The organism is Marinobacter profundi, assembly GCF_002744715.1.
GTDB classification, from domain to species: domain Bacteria; phylum Pseudomonadota; class Gammaproteobacteria; order Pseudomonadales; family Oleiphilaceae; genus Marinobacter; species Marinobacter profundi.
In genome coordinates this window covers 1-21112 of the sequence record NZ_KZ319368.1, presented here as the reverse complement: position 1 = coordinate 21112, position 21112 = coordinate 1, and the positions used below count along the sequence as shown (strand labels likewise).

At 58.5% G+C, this 21112-nt stretch carries 18 protein-coding genes and 1 pseudogene; 17 read left to right on the top strand and 2 right to left on the bottom strand.

Features of this window, described 5'->3' with window-relative positions; genetic code table 11:
• The first annotated feature begins 34 nt into the window (after window positions 1–34).
• On the top strand, window positions 35–1072 hold the full coding sequence (locus CLH61_RS03080; protein ID WP_322868209.1) for an NAD(P)/FAD-dependent oxidoreductase: 1038 nt from the start codon (window positions 35–37) through the stop codon (window positions 1070–1072).
• On the opposite strand, the gene CLH61_RS03075 is transcribed toward CLH61_RS03080, so the two are convergent.
• On the bottom strand, window positions 1062–2540 hold the full coding sequence (locus CLH61_RS03075; RefSeq protein WP_099613256.1) for an HD domain-containing protein: 1479 nt from the start codon (window positions 2538–2540) through the stop codon (window positions 1062–1064). The genes CLH61_RS03080 and CLH61_RS03075 overlap by 11 nt on opposite strands.
• Before the next feature lie 122 nt (window positions 2541–2662).
• Here CLH61_RS03075 and CLH61_RS03070 point away from each other — a divergent pair, with 122 nt between their 5' ends.
• From CLH61_RS03070 to CLH61_RS03000, 15 genes are all read left to right on the top strand, one after another.
• A complete protein-coding gene (locus CLH61_RS03070; protein ID WP_099613255.1) occupies window positions 2663–3895 on the top strand; it encodes a PP2C family protein-serine/threonine phosphatase in 1233 nt (410 codons plus the stop codon).
• A 13-nt stretch (window positions 3896–3908) separates the two neighbouring features.
• Window positions 3909–4403 (top strand): STAS domain-containing protein, encoded by a 495-nt coding sequence (locus CLH61_RS03065; RefSeq protein ID WP_099613254.1) that lies wholly within the window; start codon window positions 3909–3911, stop codon window positions 4401–4403.
• 74 nt (window positions 4404–4477) lie between these two features.
• A complete protein-coding gene (locus tag CLH61_RS03060) occupies window positions 4478–5545 on the top strand; it encodes an NAD(P)H-dependent glycerol-3-phosphate dehydrogenase (protein WP_099613253.1) in 1068 nt (355 codons plus the stop codon).
• Window positions 5546–5561: 16 nt separating this feature from the next.
• A complete protein-coding gene (gene sixA, locus CLH61_RS03055) occupies window positions 5562–6011 on the top strand; it encodes a phosphohistidine phosphatase SixA (protein ID WP_099613252.1) in 450 nt (149 codons plus the stop codon).
• A gap of 224 nt (window positions 6012–6235) precedes the next feature.
• Entirely contained in the window at window positions 6236–7075 is an 840-nt protein-coding gene (locus CLH61_RS03050) for an IclR family transcriptional regulator (protein ID WP_170003574.1), read from the top strand.
• Window positions 7076–7153: 78 nt separating this feature from the next.
• On the top strand, window positions 7154–8314 hold the full coding sequence (locus tag CLH61_RS03045; RefSeq protein ID WP_099613250.1) for an acyl-CoA dehydrogenase family protein: 1161 nt from the start codon (window positions 7154–7156) through the stop codon (window positions 8312–8314).
• Window positions 8315–8331: 17 nt separating this feature from the next.
• On the top strand, window positions 8332–9555 hold the full coding sequence (locus CLH61_RS03040; protein WP_099613249.1) for a CaiB/BaiF CoA transferase family protein: 1224 nt from the start codon (window positions 8332–8334) through the stop codon (window positions 9553–9555).
• Between the two features lie 108 nt (window positions 9556–9663).
• The gene (locus tag CLH61_RS03035) at window positions 9664–11763 is read left to right on the top strand and encodes a 3-hydroxyacyl-CoA dehydrogenase NAD-binding domain-containing protein (protein ID WP_099613248.1); all 2100 of its coding nucleotides are present in this window, start codon (window positions 9664–9666) and stop codon (window positions 11761–11763) included.
• 180 nt (window positions 11764–11943) lie between these two features.
• Complete coding sequence (locus CLH61_RS03030) at window positions 11944–12723, top strand: IclR family transcriptional regulator domain-containing protein (protein ID WP_099613247.1); 780 nt, start codon at window positions 11944–11946, stop codon at window positions 12721–12723.
• A 385-nt stretch (window positions 12724–13108) separates the two neighbouring features.
• A complete protein-coding gene (locus tag CLH61_RS03025) occupies window positions 13109–14098 on the top strand; it encodes a Bug family tripartite tricarboxylate transporter substrate binding protein (protein ID WP_099613246.1) in 990 nt (329 codons plus the stop codon).
• Between the two features lie 80 nt (window positions 14099–14178).
• Window positions 14179–14700: a tripartite tricarboxylate transporter TctB family protein gene (locus CLH61_RS03020; RefSeq protein ID WP_099613245.1), complete on the top strand. Its 522-nt coding sequence runs from the start codon at window positions 14179–14181 to the stop codon at window positions 14698–14700.
• A gap of 89 nt (window positions 14701–14789) precedes the next feature.
• Window positions 14790–16274 (top strand): tripartite tricarboxylate transporter permease, encoded by a 1485-nt coding sequence (locus CLH61_RS03015; RefSeq protein WP_099613244.1) that lies wholly within the window; start codon window positions 14790–14792, stop codon window positions 16272–16274.
• A gap of 167 nt (window positions 16275–16441) precedes the next feature.
• Window positions 16442–17338 (top strand): radical SAM protein, encoded by an 897-nt coding sequence (locus tag CLH61_RS03010; protein ID WP_099613243.1) that lies wholly within the window; start codon window positions 16442–16444, stop codon window positions 17336–17338.
• Window positions 17339–17359: 21 nt separating this feature from the next.
• Window positions 17360–17929, top strand: coding sequence for a DUF1285 domain-containing protein (locus CLH61_RS03005; RefSeq protein ID WP_099613242.1), 570 nt, complete (start codon window positions 17360–17362; stop codon window positions 17927–17929).
• Between the two features lie 202 nt (window positions 17930–18131).
• On the top strand, window positions 18132–18593 hold the full coding sequence (locus CLH61_RS03000) for an FKBP-type peptidyl-prolyl cis-trans isomerase (RefSeq protein ID WP_099613241.1): 462 nt from the start codon (window positions 18132–18134) through the stop codon (window positions 18591–18593).
• A gap of 98 nt (window positions 18594–18691) precedes the next feature.
• Here the strand turns inward: CLH61_RS03000 and CLH61_RS02995 are convergent, their stop codons facing one another.
• The gene (locus CLH61_RS02995) at window positions 18692–20344 is read right to left on the bottom strand and encodes an electron transfer flavoprotein-ubiquinone oxidoreductase (RefSeq protein WP_099613240.1); all 1653 of its coding nucleotides are present in this window, start codon (window positions 20342–20344) and stop codon (window positions 18692–18694) included.
• Window positions 20345–21032: 688 nt separating this feature from the next.
• On the opposite strand from CLH61_RS02995, the pseudogene CLH61_RS02990 reads away from it, so the two are divergent.
• Window positions 21033–21112, top strand: a pseudogene (locus tag CLH61_RS02990) (electron transfer flavoprotein subunit beta/FixA family protein); the annotation flags it as partial.

Here is a 21112-nt window from a genome sequence, read left to right as displayed (position 1 = left end):
TACGTTCCCTTTGTCTGTTCTGGATGCACTATTAATGATGAAAACTGTAAATACCCAACAGCCTGTAATACGTCAGGTAGCGATTGTTGGTTCAGGCCTGGCCGGATTGACAGCAGCGCGGAGATTGCAGGAAGCCGGTACGGAAGTCACGGTGTTCGAAAAAAGTCGCGGCCCCGGCGGGCGCCTCGCAGCAAAGCGGGTGACCGGTGGGTCCGCGGACATTGGTGCGCAGTACTTCACCATTCGCAATCCGCGGTTTCGTGAGTTTTTGCACCAGCATGCCGGTGAGGATGTCTTTGCCCCCTGGCAGGGTCGTTTGGTCTATGAAACCGCAACCGGTGCTACGGAACCCTTTCACAGTGCGCTGAGGTATGTCGGCGTGCCGCGGATGACCGCCATCAGCCGGGCGCTTGCTGAAGGTCTGACATTGCACGCCGGGGTACGGATCGCCCGCATGGACCGGGATTCCGCTGGCAGCTGGACCTTGACGGATACTGCCGGTGAGATGTTCGGTCCCTTCGACGGGGTGATCGTTACCGCACCTCCGGCCCAGGCCTACGATCTGTTACATGATAGTGAGCTGAGCGGGCTCGCCGCCGCGATCGAACCCCACCTTGCCGGCATGCAGGCATGCTGGACGGTCGTCGCGCATTATCCGGGTAGCCTGGGTCTCGGCTACCAGGGCGTGCAATCCCGGGATCCGGTGCTGGGCTGGGCAGCGAACAATTCCAGCAAACCGGGCCGCGATGGTGACGGTGAATGGTGGGTTCTGCACGGCACACCGGAGTGGTCCCATCAGAACCGGGACCTGTCCGGTGAGGATGTTACCCGGCAATTGCTGACCGCCTTTACGCGGGTTTGTAGTGTTTCCGCCGAGCCGGATGAGCTGGTCAGCCACCGCTGGCTATACGCCCGCTCGGTCACCGCCGCCGGCCCCGGCCACCTCACCGATCACCGGCTGGCTGTTGGCATTGTGGGCGACTGGCTGCAGGGAGGGCGGGTTGAAGGCGCGTTCGACAGCGCCGAAAGCCTGATTCGGGACTGGCGCGAAGCCGGCCTGGTCACTCGGTGATGTCGGACTCGCGGACCAGTTTCGGTTGCAGATAGAAATGGGTGATGGTGCCGTCGCCAAATTTGCTGAAGAAAGCACTGACGTCGGTGATCTGCCGTAACGAGCGGGCACGGCTCAGCGGATCCCGGACAAGGACCTTGATGCCGTTGAAGTTGTCACGAATATTGGAAAACCGTGCCCGCATCGAGCAGGTCACCACGTGATCCGGATTGAGCCCCAGCTCATCGGCCAGGTAGCTGCTGTGTTCTTTGATGGCGGCTGCGGACAGGTCTTCCCGGGTATCCAGGTGGTCCAGCTTGATGCGGTCGACAATGCAGCGGGCGTAGCTTTCCGGGTGCCGGCGGCCGATACGGCGGAAGGCCTCCCAGAAGAAACTGTCCGTGAGTTCAGCGAAATAACGCATGTTGCTGAGGCAGGTGTCCACCCAGGCAAAGATCTCGGGCTCTTCCAGAACCTCATTGATCGCCTCCCGCAAGACCCAGTCAAAGCCGAGGGCGGTTTTGTGGGCATAGACCTTGCGATACATCTGGTGGCGGCTGTAGACGAAGTCCTCCAGAGCACCCAGACCTTTCTGGGTGATCGCCAGCCCCATCCAGGGTTCGGCGGTATCCCAGCCAAAACGCAGGTTGCTGAGCAGGTGGTCGAGGTTAAAGCCGCCGATGGTCACGGAAGAGTGGAAACCGTCCCTTAGCATGTAGTCGGCGCGATCAGCATCAATCTCCCCGGAGACAATGGAAGATAGCAGGCCCATCACCAGTCGCGGGGTGTCCCGCTGGGTGAGGGCGCCGGACTCCGCATCCTCACCGGCAATGAATTCCCAGAAGGTACGGGCGTGGCGGCAGAAGGTCTCGCTCGGGCTGACCCGGGTGGTCTCCATGATTCCGATGATGTCGCGACCATCGAGGCCGGCCGCTTCCAGGTCGATATCGCTCAGTACCTGGTGGGCAACCCGGACGGAGTAGTGCTCGTGCTCCAGCTCCGGGGGGACGTCACTGTAGTAGGTCGAATAGTCCACCCCTTCCCAGAGGTCCTCAAACCGTCCGGGCCGCGACATCAGTTCGCGGATCCTGGTGGCCTGGGTGAACTGGTGTGAGAAACTGGAATGGCCGCTGTCATGGAGCAGGCAACCCAGCCGGATGGTCTTGGCAAGATAGTCGATGGCATCCAGCTGGCTGAGGCTGAGGTCTGCCTGGTCGCTCAGCTTGCGCTCCCGCAGGTAGGCGTCAATCATCGCGCGGAACATCCGCCCCCCGACGTGCATTACGCCAATACTGTGGAGAAACCGCGAATGGGTTGCGCCGGGGAAAACCAGGCTGAGGATATCGTTCTGGCAGATGTTGCGCAGGCGCTGGAACAGCGGATGGTCAATGACCTGGATTTCGTGGCGGTAGAGGGGGATGCCCCCGTGAACCGGGTCCATGATCAGCTTGTCATAGGCTCCCAGCAGATCATTGACGGCGCTTCGCATTGGTTAAATCTCCCGAAATGGTGATTATTGCCTTGTTATATCACAGGGGCGTGCCAGAATAGGCGACATGAGGCTTCAAAAAGTCATTTATCGTTTACCAATGGTAGTTTAGGGCGACAGCAATGGCATCGCGCACCGAGCGCATTCTGATTATCGATTCGGATGAAAAGGCCCGTGCTGAACTGGATCGCTACCTCGAATCCAGGGGGTTTTACGTCAGCGGTTGTCCTGACCTCAGCTCGGCGTTTGCCCTGTTTAATGACAAGGCGCCTGACGTCATTTTTGCCGATCTCCCGGCAGCTGCTATCGCCGACCTGAGCGAGCGCCTGGAACAGGTCGACGCCTTCATTCCGATTGTCGCCTACTCGGGCGCGAGCCGGGCCGCGGATGTCGTGGCAGCGTTGCGCGCCGGCGCCTCCGACGTGGTTCTGAAACCCTGTTCCGAAGACCGTGGCGCCCTGGATGATGTGCTTGGCAAACTGTTCGACCGGGTACGGGTCAACCGCCTCAATCAGTTGTATCGCCAGGAGCTTGAGGAGGCTAACCGGGACCTGCGGGAAGGTATCGCTGAACTGCGTGCCGACCAGCGTGCGGGGCGAAAGGTCCAGTTGCGTATGTTGCCCGATCACGAGCAGGTCATTGGCGGGCTGCACGTTGACCACCTGATCAAGCCGTCGCTGTATCTCAGTGGCGACTTTCTGGACTATTTCCGGATCTCTGACGACCAGACCCTGGTGTATATTGCGGACGTGTCCGGCCACGGCGCCAGTTCGGCCTTTGTTACGGTACTGCTGAAGAATCTCACCAATCGCCTGCAACGAAACCTCAGACGAGGATCCAGTGAGGATATTCTTTATCCGGAGCGATTCCTGGAGCGGATTAACTCGGAATTGCTCGATACCGGGCTCGGTAAACATGTCACGGTATTTGTCGGCATCATCTCGGAGTCGACCCGTATGCTGCGATATGCCGTGGGGGCCCATTTTCCGATGCCGATCCTGGCATTTGAAGGCGGCGAAGCCCATTTTCTCGAGGGCAGCGGCCTGCCGGTTGGACTGTTTGATGAGCCAAAGTGGGAGGTTTACGAGGTTCCATTGGATAAACCTTTCCACCTGATTCTGTTTTCCGATGGAATTCTGGAAGTGATCAAGGCTCAGAATCTTGATGAAAAGGAAAAGAGATTACTTGAACTCGTATCGGGAGGTCGTCACACTATCGCATCCTTGAACGAGGCTCTGGATCTTTCGGGAATTCCGGAGCTACCTGACGATATCGCCCTTGTATCGGTGACCGACATGGCGCCGGTGATTCAATCCGGGTCAGGGGATTTGGCAGAAGGCACCGTGTCAAAATAGTGGCAGTGTAATCATGGCTGGCTATAAGATCCTGCAGGCGGAAAAACAGGGCATTTACGTCCTGAAGTTTATTGGCGAAATCCGGCTGAACCTGTGTTCAACGCTGGACAATCTTGTTGAGTCCATAACCCAGGACCCCGAGTTCAAAACGGTTGTGATCGATCTCACCGAGACCGATATCATCGACAGCACCACCCTTGGGCTGCTGGCAAAGATTGCGATGGCGGCGCAGAAACAGAGTCATTTTCTCCCGACCCTGATTTCCACCAATCCGGACATCACACGAATTATCACCTCCATGGGCTTCGACAAGATCTTTATCATTGTCCGCGAGCCTGCCTCCCGAATTGAAGAGCTCGAAGAGATCCCGGTATTGCGCGCCAGTGAGCAGCAAGTACGAGACAAGGTGCTGGATGCGCACCGTGTCCTGATGGGGCTCAACCGGCGCAATCGCGAGGAGTTCAAGAATCTGGTCCGCGCACTCGAATGCGAAGAGCCGTCAGGCTGACCTGTCCTTGTGAGTTATAATTCTCACAGCCTGACCGGATAACAAGCTTCACCCGACACCCGAACGGAATAACCATGCCTGATAAAAAAGGGACACACAGCCCGACCATTACCAAAACGGGCCGTCATGTTGCAGTCCTCGGCGGTGGCAGTTTTGGTACCGCAATGACCAAGGTGCTGGCCGAGAACGGCCACACGGTCCACTTCTGGATGCGGGATCCGGAGCAAGTGAGGGAGGTGCAGGAAGAAGGCACCAACAGCCGCTACATGCCCGGCATCCAGCTCAGCGGTGATATCTGTCCGACCACCGATTTTGCGAGTGCAGTCAAGCAAGCTGAAATTGTATTCGTGGCCATTCCGAGTAAGGCGTTCCGCTCGGTAATCCGCGAGCACGCCGGCGAGTTCCACCCTGACCAGATGGTTATCAGCCTGACCAAGGGCATTGAAGAGCAAGGCTTCAAGCTGATGAGCGAGATTCTCCAGGAGGAGATTCCCCGTACCCGTATCGGCGTGCTGAGCGGCCCCAACCTGGCGGGTGAGATCGTTAACCGGGACCTGACGGCGACGGTGATTGCCGCCAAGGATCCGGATGTGCGACGGGCAGTGCAGGACCTGTTGGGGTGTGAGTATTTCCGGGTCTACGCCAATGTCGATGTTTACGGTGTCGAGCTGGCGGGCGCCCTGAAGAATATCTATGCCATTGTGGCGGGGCTCGCCGCGGCCCTGGACCTGGGTGAAAACGCCAAGTCCATGCTGATCACCCGTGGCCTTGCCGAAATGAGCCGGTTTGCGGTGAGCCTGGGTGCCAACCCCATGACCTTCATGGGCCTTGCCGGTGTCGGCGACCTGATCGTCACCTGTACGTCATCGAAAAGCCGCAACTTTCGCGTGGGCTATGCCGTCGGCAAGGGCAAGAAACTGGATGACGCCGCTGCCGAGCTTGGCCAGGTAGCAGAAGGCATCTACACCCTGAAGCTGGTCAAGGAAAAGTCGGAGTCCATGGGTATCTATATGCCCCTGGTGCGCGGCCTCTACGAAATTCTTTACGGCAACGCGTCGATCAGTGCGGTGATCAATGGCCTGATGATGTCGGTGCAGAACTCCGACGTGGAGTTCATTCTGCCGCGCACCCTGAGCCAGTAAGGCAGGGCGGCCAGCGATGAACCTGCTGATCATGCGCCACGGAGAAGCTGGCTGGCACACTCTGGACCAGGAGCGCGAGCTTACTGAAGCGGGGCGACTCGGGGTGGCTGCGGTCGCGAGCCAGATTGCCTCATCGCCCTGGCGTCCCGAACTGATCTGGTGCAGTCCGCTGGTTCGCGCCCGCCAGACGGCTGGAATTGTATCCGAGATCCTGAACTGTCCGATTCAGGAGAAAATGTTTATCACGCCGGATGATGATCCCGGTGAGTGCCTTAACCGGTTGCTGGAATATTCCGGCGAATCACTGATGATCATTTCTCACATGCCCCTGGTGGGCGCCCTGAGTACCTTGCTGGTGGACGGTCACCGCAAGGGCATTCCATTCATGACCGGGCAGGCGGTCCTGCTTGATATGCCGATCGCCGGCCCCGGCTGCGCCGATTTGCGGGCCCAGTTCCTGCCTTGAGTCCTGCTGTCCGGCAGGCTGGCAAGGCAATCCCCTCTTGACGATCAACGCCCCTGCGGGTGCTGTGGTCGTTTCTCGCGCTTAAATCCCGCATTGCGGAACAAAGAAAGCATTAAAACCGTTAAGCGGAATAATGTTGTGATTAATTTGTCGATATGACAATATTTCCTGCCATCAGGCAATCTGACGCTCGTCTTTTTATCGACAGGAAGCCCATCGCAAACATGGCCGACGAACAGAACATTCCGAAACTCCAGAGTCAGGTGCGGGACTCCTCCTTCCAGCGGTATGTCCCTCGACCGGATGATCGTAATTTTGTGGCGGCCGTGGGCCGAAGTTTTGATGTGATCCACGCCTTCCGGCTGCGCAGCGGCCCACTGGGCAACAACGAGGTGTCCGAGATCACCGGGTTGCCGAAGGCGACCGTCGGACGTCTGACCTACACCCTGTGTGAGCTGGGTTTTCTCGAGCGGGTGAAAGGCCGCAAATACCAGCTCAGTGTTGCCATGTTAGCGCTGGCCTATCCGGTGCTCAGTGGTTTGCGCATTCGCCAGTACGCCCATGACCGGATGTCCGAGCTTGCCCGGATGACCCAGTGCACGATAGCGCTTGCTGCCCCGAATACGGACGACATCAGCATGGTGTATGTCGATGCCTTTAGCGGCAATACCCTCAACACGCTGCGCATGGACACCGGAATGCGCATCGACATGGCACGCTCGGCAATTGGCCGCGCCTATCTTGCCGGCGTTGACGAGTCCACACGCCAACGTCACCTGGCGAAGCTGGCGGTGGTCCACGGCGATAGCTGGCCGGAGCTTCTGGCCCGGATCGATGAGGCCCGGATGCAGATCGCGGAGCAGGGGTTCTGTCTGGTGGATGGCGAGTGGATGAGTGAAGCCAGGGCCGTATCGGTGCCGGTAATTGCCGATACCGACGGCTCCTATATGGCCATGAGTTGCGGGGCCCCGGCCTTTGCCGTTGCCCTGGATCGATTGCAGAACGAACTGGGTCCCCAGTTGGTCCACGTGGCTTCCGCGCTGGAAGCGGCGGTTATCAACTGACCCATCATTATTACTTCCGCAGCCCCGTTGTTGTGGTGGGCTGCCTACCTTTGACCAGTATGAAATACGGAGGCCACTATGGCACTTGATCAAGAAACCCTGAGCCAGTTTGTCGACAGCGTTCGCCGTTACGTGCGTGATCGCCTGATTCCTCTTGAAATGCAGGTGGCTGAGGAAGATCGCATTCCCGAGGAAGTCATTGACGAGATGAAGGAAATGGGCCTGTTCGGTCTGTCCATTCCTGAAGAGTTTGGTGGTCTCGGCCTCACTATGAGCGAAGAAGTCGCGATCATCCAGGAGATGGGTTACACCTCGCCAGTATTCCGTTCCATGTTCGGCACCAACGTCGGTATCGGGTCCCAGGGTATTGTGATGGATGGCACACCCGAGCAGAAGGCCAAGTATCTGCCTTTGCTGGCCAGCGGTGAACTGGTGGGCTCCTTTGCCCTGACCGAGCCGGACGCCGGTTCGGATGCGGGCTCAGTGACCACCAGTGCCCGTCGCGAGGGTGACTACTACATCATCAACGGCAGCAAGCGTTACATCACCAACGCCCCCCGCGCCGGTGTGTTCACCCTGATGGCGCGTACCGGCACCCGGGAAGAAGGCAGCCGCGGCGTTTCCGCCTTCCTGGTGGATGCCAGCCTGCCGGGTATTTCCCTGGGCAAGCCGGACAAGAAAATGGGCCAGAAGGGCTCCCATACCTGTGACGTGGTCTTTGAGAACGTGCGGGTTCCGGCCGATGCGCTGATCGGGGGTGTCGAAGGGCAGGGCTTCAAGACCGCCATGAAAGTACTGGATCGCGGCCGGCTGCACATCAGTGCCCTGAGCGTCGGTACTGCCAAGCGCCTGATCGATGAGAGCGTGACCTATTCCACCCAGCGCAAACAGTTTGGCACCGAAATTTCCAACTTCCAGCTGGTTCAGGCCATGCTGGCGGACAGCCAGACCGAATACTACGCCGGCAAGTGCATGGTGGAAGAGACTGCCCGTTCCTATGATGCCGGCCAGCCGGTGTCAATGAATGCCGCAAGCTGCAAGCTGTACTGCACTGAAATGGTGGGTCGGGTTGCCGACCGTGCGGTCCAGATCCACGGTGGTGCCGGTTACATCAGCGAATATTGCGTGGAACGTTTCTACCGCGACGTTCGCCTGTTCCGCCTGTACGAAGGTACGTCCCAGATCCAGCAGCTGGTTATCGCCAAGCAAATGATCCGTAACGCCGAGAACAACGGCTGATTGTGGGAGAAGTAACTATGTCAGGCCCATTGGCTGGAATTCGTGTCCTTGATCTCTCCCGGGTCCTCGCTGGCCCCTGGTGCACCCAGATCCTCGCGGATCTCGGTGCCGAGGTGATCAAGATTGAACGTCCCGGTACCGGTGATGATACCCGGCACTGGGGCCCGCCCTGGCTGAAAGATGAGCAGGGCAATCCGACCGCACAATCGGGGTATTTCCTGTCTGCCAACCGCGGCAAGAATTCGGTGACGGTGGATATCGGCCAACCCGAGGGCCAGGCGCTGATCAAGGAACTGGCGGCGAAGTGCGATATTCTGGTGGAGAACTTCAAAACCGGCGCCCTGGAGAAAAAGGGGCTGGGCTATGAGGCGCTGTCCGCAATCAATCCAGGCCTGATCTATTGCTCGGTGACCGGTTTCGGTCACACCGGGCCGATGGCGAGCTACGCTGGCTACGATTACCTGATTCAGGCCCAGTCCGGGTTGATGAGCATTACCGGGGTTGCCGACGGCAATCCTGGTGCCGGCCCCCAGCGGGTCGGTATGGCGGTAGCGGATCTGACCACGGGCATGAACGCCACCATTGCCATTCTGTCGGCGTTGCACCACCGGAGCAAAACCGGCGAGGGGCAGCAGATCGATATGGCGTTGTTGGATGTGCAGGTCAGCTGGCTGGGCAACCAGGCACTGAACTATTTCTGCAGCGGCGAAATCCCCAAGCGCACCGGTGAGTACCATCCGAACCTGGTGCCATACCAGCCGTTCCCGACCAGTGACGGGCAGGTGATCATAGCGATTGGCAATAACGGCCAGTTTGCCCGCTTCTGTGAAGCGGCAGGCCGTGCGGAGCTGGCCGAAGATCCGAAGTTTGCGACGAACCCGCAGCGGGTTGCGAACCGGGAAGAACTGGTCGCCATCATCTGTGAGCTCACCCGCACCCGCACCAGCCGGGACTGGATGGAATCACTGGTGAAAGTAAATGTGCCCTGCGGCCCGATCCAGAACATCGCCGAGGTGTTCGAGGATCCCCAGGTCAAGGCCCGCGGCATGAAGATCGAACTGGAGCACCCGCAGGTGGGCAAAGTTCCGGGTATCGCCAACCCGATCAAGTTCTCGCGGACCCAGCAGGTCTATGCCAAGGCACCGCCACTGCTCGGTGAGGACACCGATGCCGTGCTCCAGCGGGTGCTCGAAAAGACCCCGGAAGAGATCCAGTCACTCAGGGCCCGCAATATCTTGTGATCCTGCCGGCCTGATCCCGCATCTACAACCAACGGGGCTGACCTGTGCCGTATCCCGGTGCCAGGTCGGCCCCGCCTGGTTATTACCAATCGAAAGGAGAATTCCGCCATGTCAGTTACATACAAGCTGGTCGACGACATCGGAGTGATCACCGTTGATAACCCTCCGGTCAACGCCCTGTCCCACGCTGTCCGTCAGGGGCTGGTAGAAGCCATTGCCACCGCACAGGACGACAGTTCGAAAGCCGTGGTGATCGTGTGCGCCGGACGTACCTTTATAGCCGGCGCGGATATCAGTGAGTTTGGCAAGCCGCCGCAAGAGCCTTCCCTGCCGGATGTGATGGCTGCCGTTGAAGCGTCCGCCAAGCCGGTGATCGCCGCGCTGCACGGGACTGCCCTGGGCGGCGGCTTTGAGCTGGCGCTGAGCTGCCACTATCGTTGTGCCCTGGGCAGTGCCTCGGTTGGTCTGCCGGAGGTCAAGCTCGGCCTGTTGCCGGGAGCCGGCGGTACCCAGCGGGTGCCACGGCTGGTCGGCGTGGAAGCGGCCCTCGACATGATCACGGCGGGCAACCCGGTGGCAGCCAGCGAAGCGGCGCGGCTTGGGCTGATTGATGAGGTGGTCGGTGAGCCCCTGCAGGAATCCGCCCTGGCCTATGCCCGCGGGCTGGTGGCACATGGTGCTCCCCTGCGCCGGGTACGGGATATCTCGATTGCCCCGGACAGTTACAGCAACGGGCAGTTTGACGCCTATCGTGCCCGCCTGAACAAGCGCATGCGGGGCCAGGAGGCACCACAGCGGATTGTGAGCTGTATCGAGGCTGCCATGACCCTGCCGTTCGATGAGGGCCTTAAAAAGGAGCGCGAACTCTTTATCGAGTGTCGTGAATCTGGCCAGTCCGCAGCACTCCGTCATATCTTTTTTGCTGAGCGTACCGCGCCCAAGGTTGTCGGGCTGTCCGCTGACACGGCAGCCCGGAAAGTTGCCAGCGTCGGCATTATCGGCGGCGGCACCATGGGTGGCGGTATCGCCATGTCGTTCGCCAATGCGGGCATTCCGGTCCGGTTGCTGGAAGTCAGTGACGAGGCCCTCGAGCGCGGGCTCAAACTTATCGCCCGGAACTACAGCATCACCGTCAGCAAGGGCAAGCTGTCCGAAGCGGATGCCGCCGCCCGCCAGAACCTGATCACCGGAACGACGGATTACCAGGACTTCGCAGGCCTGGACCTGGTTATTGAGGCGGTGTTCGAGAGCATGGATGTCAAGCGGCAGGTGTTCGGTCAGCTGGACAAGGTGTGCAAGCCCGGCGCCATTCTCGCGACCAACACCTCCTACCTGGATGTCAATGAAATTGCCGCGGCAACCTCGCGGCCGCAGGATGTGATCGGTTTGCACTTCTTCAGCCCGGCCAATGTAATGAAGCTGCTGGAAGTGGTGCGTGGCGAACAGACCGCGGATGATGTCATTGCCACTGCCATGAAGATCGGCAAGCAGATCCGTAAGGTGCCGGTGCTGGCGAGGGTCTGCTACGGTTTTATTGGCAACCGGATGTTGCGCCAGTACGCCCGGGAGGCCCAGTTGTGCATGATCGAAGGCGCGAGCCCCGAACAGATCGACAACGCCCTGACCACCTGGGGCATGGCTATGGGCCCGCTGGCGGTGGGTGACCTTGCCGGTATCGACATCGGCTACAAGGCACGCCAGGCGCTGACCGACGAGCAGAAGGGTGATCCGCGGACCTACTGCATCGCCGATGCGCTTGCCGAGATGGGCCGGTTGGGTCAGAAAACCGGAGCCGGGTACTACCGCTACGATCCGGAAACCCGTGCCCGCAGCGCGGACCCGGAAGTGCTCGAAGTGATCGAGGCCCAGGCAACCCGGATGGGCGTTACCCGCCGTGCGATCAGTGACGGGGAGATTGTCGACCGGCACATCCTCGCACTGGTTAATGAAGGCTTCCGGATCCTGGAGGAGGGCATTGCCCAGCGTCCGGGGGATATCGATGTGGTCTACGTGTTCGGCTACGGCTTCCCGTCCTGGCGCGGTGGCCCGATGTTCTATGCCGAGCAACAGGGTCTCGCCCGGGTCTACGAGCGGATCTGTCAACTGCGGGATACCCACGGGGACGCCAACTGGACGCCGGCACCGCTGCTGGAGCAACTGGTACGCGAGAACCGCTCGCTGGCTGACTGGGTCCGCCAACCGGCCTGATCCGCTCACGGGCTCCCTTGGTGTCTCTAAGGGGCACTGCGGGGGCTGGCTTACTTGCCAAGCCATCTTCCCCGGGCCATGCGCTTGCATCGCCCGGGGCTCGCTGTCATTATTCGCCTTCCGAACATATGGGCGATTATCGAACAGTGATCGCCAATCAAAGGCAGGATGGATCAGCAAATGTCTACCGAAAGTTCCCCGGCTGAAGTCGTCGACAAGGAATTTCTGGCCACGTTCGCCCGCGGCCTCGAGGTAATCAAATCATTTGATACCGAAACTCCGGCAATGACTCTTACCGAGGTGGCGCAAAAAAACGGACTGTCGAGAGCGGCGGCCCGGCGCTTTCTGTTGACGCTGCAGAAACTGGGCTATGTTACCCAGGACTCCAAGCAGTTCCGGCTGACCGCCAAAATTCTCGAACTGGGCTACTCCTACCTGGCATCGCTGAATTTCTCCGAGACGATCACCCCATTCATGGAAAAGGTTTCCCATCAGCTGGGTGAATCCTGCTCCGCCATCGTGCTTGAGGGTCAGGATATCGTCTACATTGCGCGGATCCCCAGGCGTGGCCTGATCCCAATCAACCTGCAGATTGGTGCCCGCCTGCCGGCTTACGCAACATCGGCCGGGCGTGTATTGATGTCCTTCCTGCCTGAGGATCAGTTGCTCCAGCTTCTCGAGAACACCCGGTTTGAAAAGCTGACCGCCTATACCAAGGGCAGGGACGAGCTGCTGGCAGAGCTGCAGCGGGTGCGGAAGCAGGGCTATGCCATTGTGGACCAGGAGCTGGAACTGGGAATGCGGGCGGTAGCCGTGCCGGTCTACGACCGTCGCCACCAGGTTCGGTTTGCCCTGAACTCCAGTAGCCACGTCAGTTCGGTGACGATCGACCGGATAGTGGCCGAGTATGTGCCGATCATGCAGGAGACCTCCCGCAGGATCACCGAGGTTCTTCCCTGAGTCCTGCAGGGCGCGGTCGGCCATACGCTTCCGGTCAAGTCCTGCCAGGCAGATCCCTCCAGTCAAGCCGCGCTGCAATCCCGTCCGCGGAGCGCGGCGCGGACCCTTCGTCAGCTCCCGCCAGAAGGCCGCCCTTCACCAATACGATACGAAATCTATGACCAAAGTCTAAATTTTGTACCGTATCCCAGGTGCTCGTCTAAATTATTGATTTTTATCCATCATCTGCTGAGCCACCTCAAACTGATCGATTTTTGGGGCTTCCCGGTTGCCATAAAGCTGTTGCGCGACACGGTCGAATATGTGAAATTACGCACCGACTTCGATATACGAACACTGGTTCGATAAACGAACATTCTAATCAACCAAGAGGACAAGCAGAAAAATGAGACAGTTGATCAGGAACGCTGCGAAAACTGCGGCACTGGGTGTTGCCGCCGTATTAACCCTTTCCTCGCCTCAGGTGCTTGCCGAAGGCTGGCCTGAAGACAATATTCGTCTGGTGGTTCCTTACTCCGCCGGCGGAACAACCGATCTGCTTTCCCGGAAGGTTGCTGACCTTCTCCAGAAAGAGCTGGACACGGTCATCGTCGAGAACCGTCCAGGTGCCGGTTCAACCGTAGCGACGGCCCAGTTGGCCCGTGGTGGTCGTGGCTCTGACCACACTCTGGTCATGGCATCTCCGGGGCACACCATTGGCGCGGCCATCTACCCGAACCTGCGCTATAACCCGATTGAAGATTTCCGCTTCATCCGTAACGTCATCAACATTCCGAACGTGATGGTTGTTCCGGGCAACAGCCCATACAACACCGTTGCCGAATTCGTTGAAGCCGCCAAGCAAGAGGAACTGTCTTTCAGTTCCCCGGGCATCGGCAGCTCCATCCACATGTCCGGTGAGCTGTTCAAGAACCTGACCGGTGCCAAGATGGTCCACGTTCCTTTCCGTGGTTCAGGCGAAGCACTGCCGGCCCTGCTGTCCGGTGACGTTGACGTAGCGTTTGAAAACATGCCGACGGTTTACCCGCATATCCAGTCGGGCAAGCTGAAGGCCCTGGCAGTTACCACCGCAACACCGTCCGAGTTCCTCCCGGGTGTCCCGACTATCCAGGAAGCCGGTGCCGAGTACGGTCTGGGTGACTATGAAACATCTGCATGGTTTGGTCTGATTGCTCACAAATCCTTCCCGGAGGAAGGCGTGACCAAGCTCCAGGAAGCCCTGGACAAGATCATGGCGGGTGAAGACTTCAACAACTTCCTGCCGCAGTTCGGTGCTGAAGCTGGCAAGGTCGTTGGTGACGATTTCCGTAACTTCGTAGCTGAAGAACTGACCAAGTGGGCGGAAGTTGCAGAAAAGGCAAATCTGAAGCGTTGATTCAGCCTTTTGGGGCGGGGGGCGAGAGCCTTCCGCCCCTTTTTTTATAGTGTCAGTGACCCGTTCACCGAGGCAAAAGTATGGAAAAGTCCGAGATTAACCTCTCCGAAGTTACCGAGCGTTCCTACGGCAGGTTAAACCCTAATTCAGTGCTGGGTGCGATCCTGGTTCTTGTGGCAGGCATCTTCCTTTTCTACATCGCTCCCACTTATATCAATGAGCCGCCCTCCATGCAGCATCCGCTGCTGTCGCCGCGGTTCCTTCCGCAGCTTGCCGGCTGGCTTGTTCTGCTGCTCTCGCTTGCGCTCCTGATTGAGGGGCTGGTGCGTCCTCCCAGGCACACGGCTGCAGAGAAGCTCCATGAAGGTATTCCGGTACTGCGCTGGGTGCTGATGATTGCATCCGGAGCAATCTACATGCTGTTCTTCGAAGAGCTCGGCGCTATTGGCAGTGGCATCCTGGTTTCGGTGTTGCTGTTCCTCGCCAGCGATCTGCGCAAAGTCTCGATCTACCTGCTGGCAATCGTATTTCCGGTGGTTGTTTCCCTGTTGTTTGTCCACCTGCTTAACGTCCCGCTGCCGGTGGGAACTCTCTGGGAATAGATCTCCATGGCAACGTCGGCTCGGTCTGCTCCGGCGTTGGTAATCAAGACTGAAGCTGTTTAACGGCCCATTTTTCCGGGACACATGAAATGGAAAACTTTTCTGAAGTACTTGCGCTCTTTCTGAGCGTCGATAACTTTCTCGCCATCGCCGCCGGGGTACTCGTCGGTGTTGTGGTTGGTGCGATTCCGGGGCTGACCGCCACCATGGCCGTTGCCCTGGCGTTGCCGTTCACCTTTTCCATGGAGCCGGTTACCGCAATTCTGCTCCTTGTGGGCATCTACAAGGGCGGCATGTACGGTGGCTCCATTACCGCGATTCTGATCCGCACACCGGGTTCACCGGCGGCCGCCTGTACCTTGCTGGATGGTTACCCGCTGGCGCAGCAGGGTAAGGCTAAAAAGGCCCTGAAGACCGCACTCTACTCCTCCTGTGTTGCGGATATGATTTCCAACATCGCGCTGATCTTCTTTGCCGCGTACCTGGCCAAAATCGCCCTGAACTTTGGTCCGCCCGAGTATTTCTGGCTGATCTGTTTCTCCCTGACCATCATCGTGTCGGTTTCCGGCGACTCGGTGATCAAGGGGCTGATCGCAGCAGGGCTGGGCATCATTGTTTCCACCGTGGGCCTGGATGCGGTTTATGGCACCCAGCGGCTGACCTTTGACAGTTATAACCTGATGGACCGGGTATCCTTCATCCCGCTGTTGATTGGTCTGTTCGCCATCCCCGAGGTAATCGAGTTCTATACCTCCAAGGTCCTCCCTCACATCCGCACTGCTGTCAGCGGTGCCTCGCTGACCTGGAAAGAGTTCAAGGGGTGCCTGAAGTCGGTGGTTCGCGGCAGCATCATCGGAGTTATCATTGGTGCCATCCCGGGTACCGGTGCGACTTCTGCGGCGTTCATTTCCTACAGTGAGGCCAAGCGCAATTCGCCACGTAAAGCCAATTTCGGCAAGGGCGAGATTGAAGGTGTTGCGGCGGCCGAGGCGGGCAACAACGGCGTTGCCGGAGCAACCCTGATTCCGTTGCTGTCGCTGGGCATTCCCGGTGATGTCATCACCGCCATTATCCTTGGTGCATTCATGATCCACGGCCTGACACCGGGCCCCGTGTTGTTCCAGGAAAACCTCACCCTGGTGTACGCACTGTTCTGTGGCATCCTGGTCAGTTCAGTGGTCCTGCTGGTGGTGGGTAACGCGGCAATCCGCTATTTCTCGCTGATTGCGGATATCCCCAAATCCATCCTGTTGCCGATCGTGCTGATGTTCTGTGTCTATGGCGCATACGCGGTCAACAACAACACCTTCGATATCGGGCTGATGCTGATCTTCGGTGTGTTGGGCTTTATCTTCAACCGTACCGGAGTTGCGGCTGCGCCGTTCCTGATCGGTTTCATTCTGGGGCCGATGTTCGAGGACAACCTGCGCCGGACGCTGTTGATCAGTAAGGGCGACCCAAGCATTTTCTTCCGCGGACCGATCGCCTGGGTGTTCATTACCCTGACCGTGGCATCGCTGCTGTTTGCGATTCGTCGCTACTGGCTGAGCCGCCAGGAAGCCAGCGCTGCCTGAGGGCATAGGCGTTGAAAAATGGCGGGCCTGCTTCAGGCCCGCCATTTTTTTTGGGTATGATGTAACTTCTGAATGTTGCCCCCCGGACCTTCCTGCCTGTTTTGATTGCGGGGCAGGGGTATTGCCTGTACGGTCCGGGATCCATTGACCTGTGTTTGGTGTTGCCGATGTACAGCTTTCCAATCGACTATGTTGAGCCGGTGTTCCGGCCTCCCAGTGAAGCCCGCTCGCTGATTTTGCCGGTGACCAACGGCTGCTCCTGGAACCAGTGCACCTTTTGCGAAATGTACACTCAGCCCCAGAAGAAATTCCGTGCCCGCAAGGATGACGATATCCGCCAAGATATTGAGCGTGCGGCCAGTGCCATCGGTGATGTGCGCCGGGTTTTCCTTGCCGACGGTGATGCCATGGTCCTGCCAACCCGGCGTCTGCTGGGCATTCTGGGCGAGTTGAGGCAGGCTTTTCCGGGGCTACAGCGGGTTTCCAGCTACTGCCTGCCGCGGAATCTGGCCAGGAAATCAGTTGAGGAGCTAGCTGAGCTGCGTGAGGCGGGGCTGGGTATCCTCTACGTCGGTATGGAATCCGGTGATGACGAGGTACTGCGGCGGGTAAACAAGGGCGAGAGTTACGAGTCCACTCGCTCAGCTCTGGAAAAGATCCGTCAGGCGGGCCTCACCAGCTCCGTCATGGTGCTGAATGGCCTCGGCGGCATGATCCTCTCCCGTCAGCATGCCGTAAACACTGCGCGGTTGTGCAACGAAACCCAGCCCGACTACCTCTCCACGCTGGTGGTCAGCTTTCCGCAGGGGGAGGCGCGGTTCCGGGCGGGATTTGGCGACGATTTTGAACCACTGACACAGCCCGGCCTGTTCGAGGAGATCCGGCTGTTCCTTGAGCACCTGGAGCTCGAGAAGACGGTGTTTCGCAGTGATCATGCCTCGAATTACCTGGTGTTGAAGGGCGTTCTTGGCCGTGACAAGACACGTCTGTTGCAGGAAGTGAATCTCGCCCTCACCAGTCCAGGCGCAGTACCCCTGCGGCCGGAGTGGATGCGCGGGTTATAAACGGGTTAACGGAGCGAAGCGATGAGTCAGGATCCGAACAGGATTGCGGACCAGGTTACCGGGGCCCAGGGCCCTGGCAAGGGATTGCCGCCACTCGATCAGTGGCACCCTGAGTTGTCCGGAGATATCGATATCCGAATTGCCCGGGACGGCGTCTGGTTCTACCAGGGCGAGCCACTCGGGCGTGAGGCCATCGTAAGGTTGTTTTCCACGATCCTGCGGCGCGAGGCGGACGGTGAGTATTACCTCGTCACCCCCGTCGAGAAATGGCGGATCCAGGTCGAGGACGCACCGTTGCTTGCCCACAGCCTGGAAGTGGAGAGGGAGGGCGAACGGCAGTGTCTATACCTGACCACCAATACCGGAGAACGACTGGCTGTGGGTGACCGGCATCCGCTGGTTCTCGGGCAGTATCCGGGGACCGGAGAGCCGAGACCGGTGGTTGCTGTTCGCCACGGCCTGGAAGCCCGGCTGGTGACTGCCGCCTACTACGACCTGGCTGGCCATGTGGTTGAAAAATCCGGGGATAATGGGGGCGTGCTCGGAGTCTGGAGCAACGGAATTTTCTTTGAAATCGCTGCCGGGGCTTGAAATAACCCGACGGGCCCCAAGGTAGGAGGTAGAAAACGCAGTCTCGTACTTGTTAGACTGTGTCTTCATCTTGTTACCGAGCCTGGCTCTCTAACGAGGCCCGGTGGTCGTGAGTCCCTCTGTGCAGTCCGGCTGTTCAAGATCACTTTCGATTACCTGACACACACACTCATACAGTCATTGCGACACGCAAGGAGATCACATGGCCCAACCTCGTGTTGTCACCATCCATTACACGCTCACTAACGATCAGGGAGAAGAGCTCGATTCCTCCCGTGTAGAAGGCCGTGAGCCGCTGTCTTATCTGGAAGGTGCACAAAACATCATCGGTGGACTGGAAAGTGCACTGAATGAAAAGAACGCTGGCGACCAGCTGAAAGTATCCGTAGCGCCGGCCGACGGCTATGGCGAAGTAAATGAAGAGCTGATCCAGCCGGTTCCGCGTTCTGCGTTCGAGGGCGTTGATACCATCGAGCCGGGTATGCAGTTCCAGGCCCAGACTCCGGGCGGTCCCCAGATCGTTCGTGTTGTTGAAGTTTCTGACGACACCGTAACCATCGACGCCAACCACCCGCTGGCAGGCCAGACCCTGCACTTTGATGTGGAAGTGGTTGAAGCTCGTGAGGCATCCGAAGAAGAGCAGGCACACGGTCACGTGCACTAAGCCCTGACGGATGATATGAAAACGGCCCCTTGTGGGCCGTTTTTTTGTTTGTGGGCATAAAAAAACGGCCCGCGAGGGGCCGTTTTGATCCGCAACCGTTACATGTTGGGATAGTTGGGGCCGCCGCCGCCTTCCGGAGTCACCCAGGTGATGTTCTGGGCAGGATCCTTGATATCACAGGTCTTGCAGTGAACACAGTTCTGGGCGTTGATCTGGAAGCGCTTGCCGCTGCCGTCTTCCGCTTCAACCACTTCGTACACGCCGGCCGGGCAGTAGCGCTGCGCAGGCTCGTCGTACTTCGGCAGGTTGTCCTTCAGCGGAATGTCCGGATCGGTCAGCTTCAGGTGAACCGGCTGGTCTTCCTCGTGGTTGGTGTTGGAAATGAACACCGAGGACAGGCGGTCGAAGGTCAGCTTGTTGTCCGGCTTCGGATAGGCCACCTTCTTGCACTCGGCTGCCGGCTTCATGGTGGCGTAGTCGGGTATCGTATCGTGGAAGGTGAACGGCAGGCTTCGACCCAGGATATTCTGCTCGAAGAAGGCGATACCGCCGCCGATCACGCTGCCGAACTTGTGAATGGACGGTCCGAAATTGCGCTCGTCGTAGAGTTCCTTGTACAGCCAGCTGTTCTTGAAGCGGTCGGCAAAGCTGGTGATTTCCTCACCGGACTTGCCTTCTTTCAATGCTTCGAACACGGCTTCTGCACCCAGCAGGCCGGACTTCATGGCAGTGTGGGAACCCTTGATTTTGGAGAAGTTCAGGGTACCGGCGTCACAGCCCAGCAGCAGGCCGCCCGGGAAGCTCATTTTGGGCAGGGCATTGAATCCGCCCTTGGTGATGGCACGGGCGCCGTAGGCAACGCGCTTGCCGCCTTCGAGGTATTTACGGATTTCCGGGTGCAGCTTCAGGCGCTGCATTTCTTCAAAGGGGCTCAGGTGCGGGTTGCTGTAGGCCAGGTCAGTGATCAGGCCGACATACACCTGGCCATTCTCCAGGTGGTACAGGAAGGAACCGCCGGTGGAGCCGGTTTCGCTCAGTGGCCAGCCGGTGCTGTGAACCACGAGGCCGGGCTCATGTTTGGCCGGGTCGATGTCCCACAGTTCCTTGATGCCGATGCCGTAGTGCTGGGGATCCTTGCCTTCATCCAGGTTGAAATCCTTGATGAGGCGCTTGCCCAGGTGGCCGCGACAGCCTTCGGTGAACAGGGTGTACTTGGCGCGCAGTTCCATGCCCGGCATGTAGCTGTCTTTCTGGCTGCCGTCACGGGCAACGCCCATGTCGCCGGTGATAATGCCTTTGACCTGGCCATCTTCGACGATGGTTTCGGATGCGGCGAAGCCGGGGTACACCTCGACGCCCAGCGCTTCAGCCTGCTCGGCCAGCCAGCGGCACAGGTTGCCGAGGCTGATAATGTAGTTGCCGTTGTTGTGCATGTTCTTGGGCACAAAGGCATTCGGGATCTTGGTGGCCTTTTCCTGGCTCTTCATCAGGAAAATGTCGTCACGGGTGACCGGCGTGTTGAGCGGTGCCCCTTTTTCTTTCCAGTCCGGGAACAATTCGTTGAGGGCGGTGGGCTCAAACACCGTACCCGCCAGAATATGGGCGCCGATCTCGGAGCCTTTCTCAACTACACAGACAGTCAGTTCTTCGCCAGCTTCCTGCGCCAGCTGCATCACGCGGCAGGCTGCCGAAAGGCCAGCAGGGCCTCCGCCGACGATAAGAACATCAAATTCCATCGATTCGCGTTCCACGTTGGTCTCCTCAAACTTCTTGGTGGATATAAGGACTCAGACGCTCACTGCCTGACCGACAGAATGTCGGGCAACCAGGCAGGCGGGTATCAGCGGCGCTCAATAATCCCGTTCTCTCTTCTTTAATTACCGGCAAGTAGCCGAATTCAGGGGCGTCATAATACCGGTAAATACGGTAGCAAACGACACTAATTCGGTGATAAGCACTGTTTTTATGGACATAAGGATAGCGCATCCAGATATTCAAACAAACGTTTGTTTGAAATCTTCGTCCAGTTTTGGCATTGTTTGCCATGTTCTGCAATGAAACAGGATTTCATTTTACGGAAGCTGATTGTATTGCAGGATGTGTGCTGAGTCGATTATTACTATCGTCTCAGTTGCGCCGGACCGGCCGCGGGCATTCCATTGACCAGCGCAACGGAGGCTCCGCGTCGTTGGGGACTATTGACCCGATTGGCCTTTGCCTGCAGTATTAGGGCGCCCTGACAGCAGGTCCTGTGCGAAATTGCTGTTTTCAACGGTCGACTTGCCGCATCTTTCCTAGCTGAAGATCCGCCAGGTTGATACGACAGGAATCACAAACACTTTTGTGGCCTTTTTATAAGGGTCTCGGTACAGGTCAGAGTACCTGGGGAGTGTTTCTGGTTACGAGTCATTAAACCCATCGTAGAAGAACGAGGAATCTATGAAGGTTCTGGTCGCTGTAAAACGAGTTATCGACTACAACGTCAAGGTGCGGGTCAAGCCGGACAACACCGGTGTTGA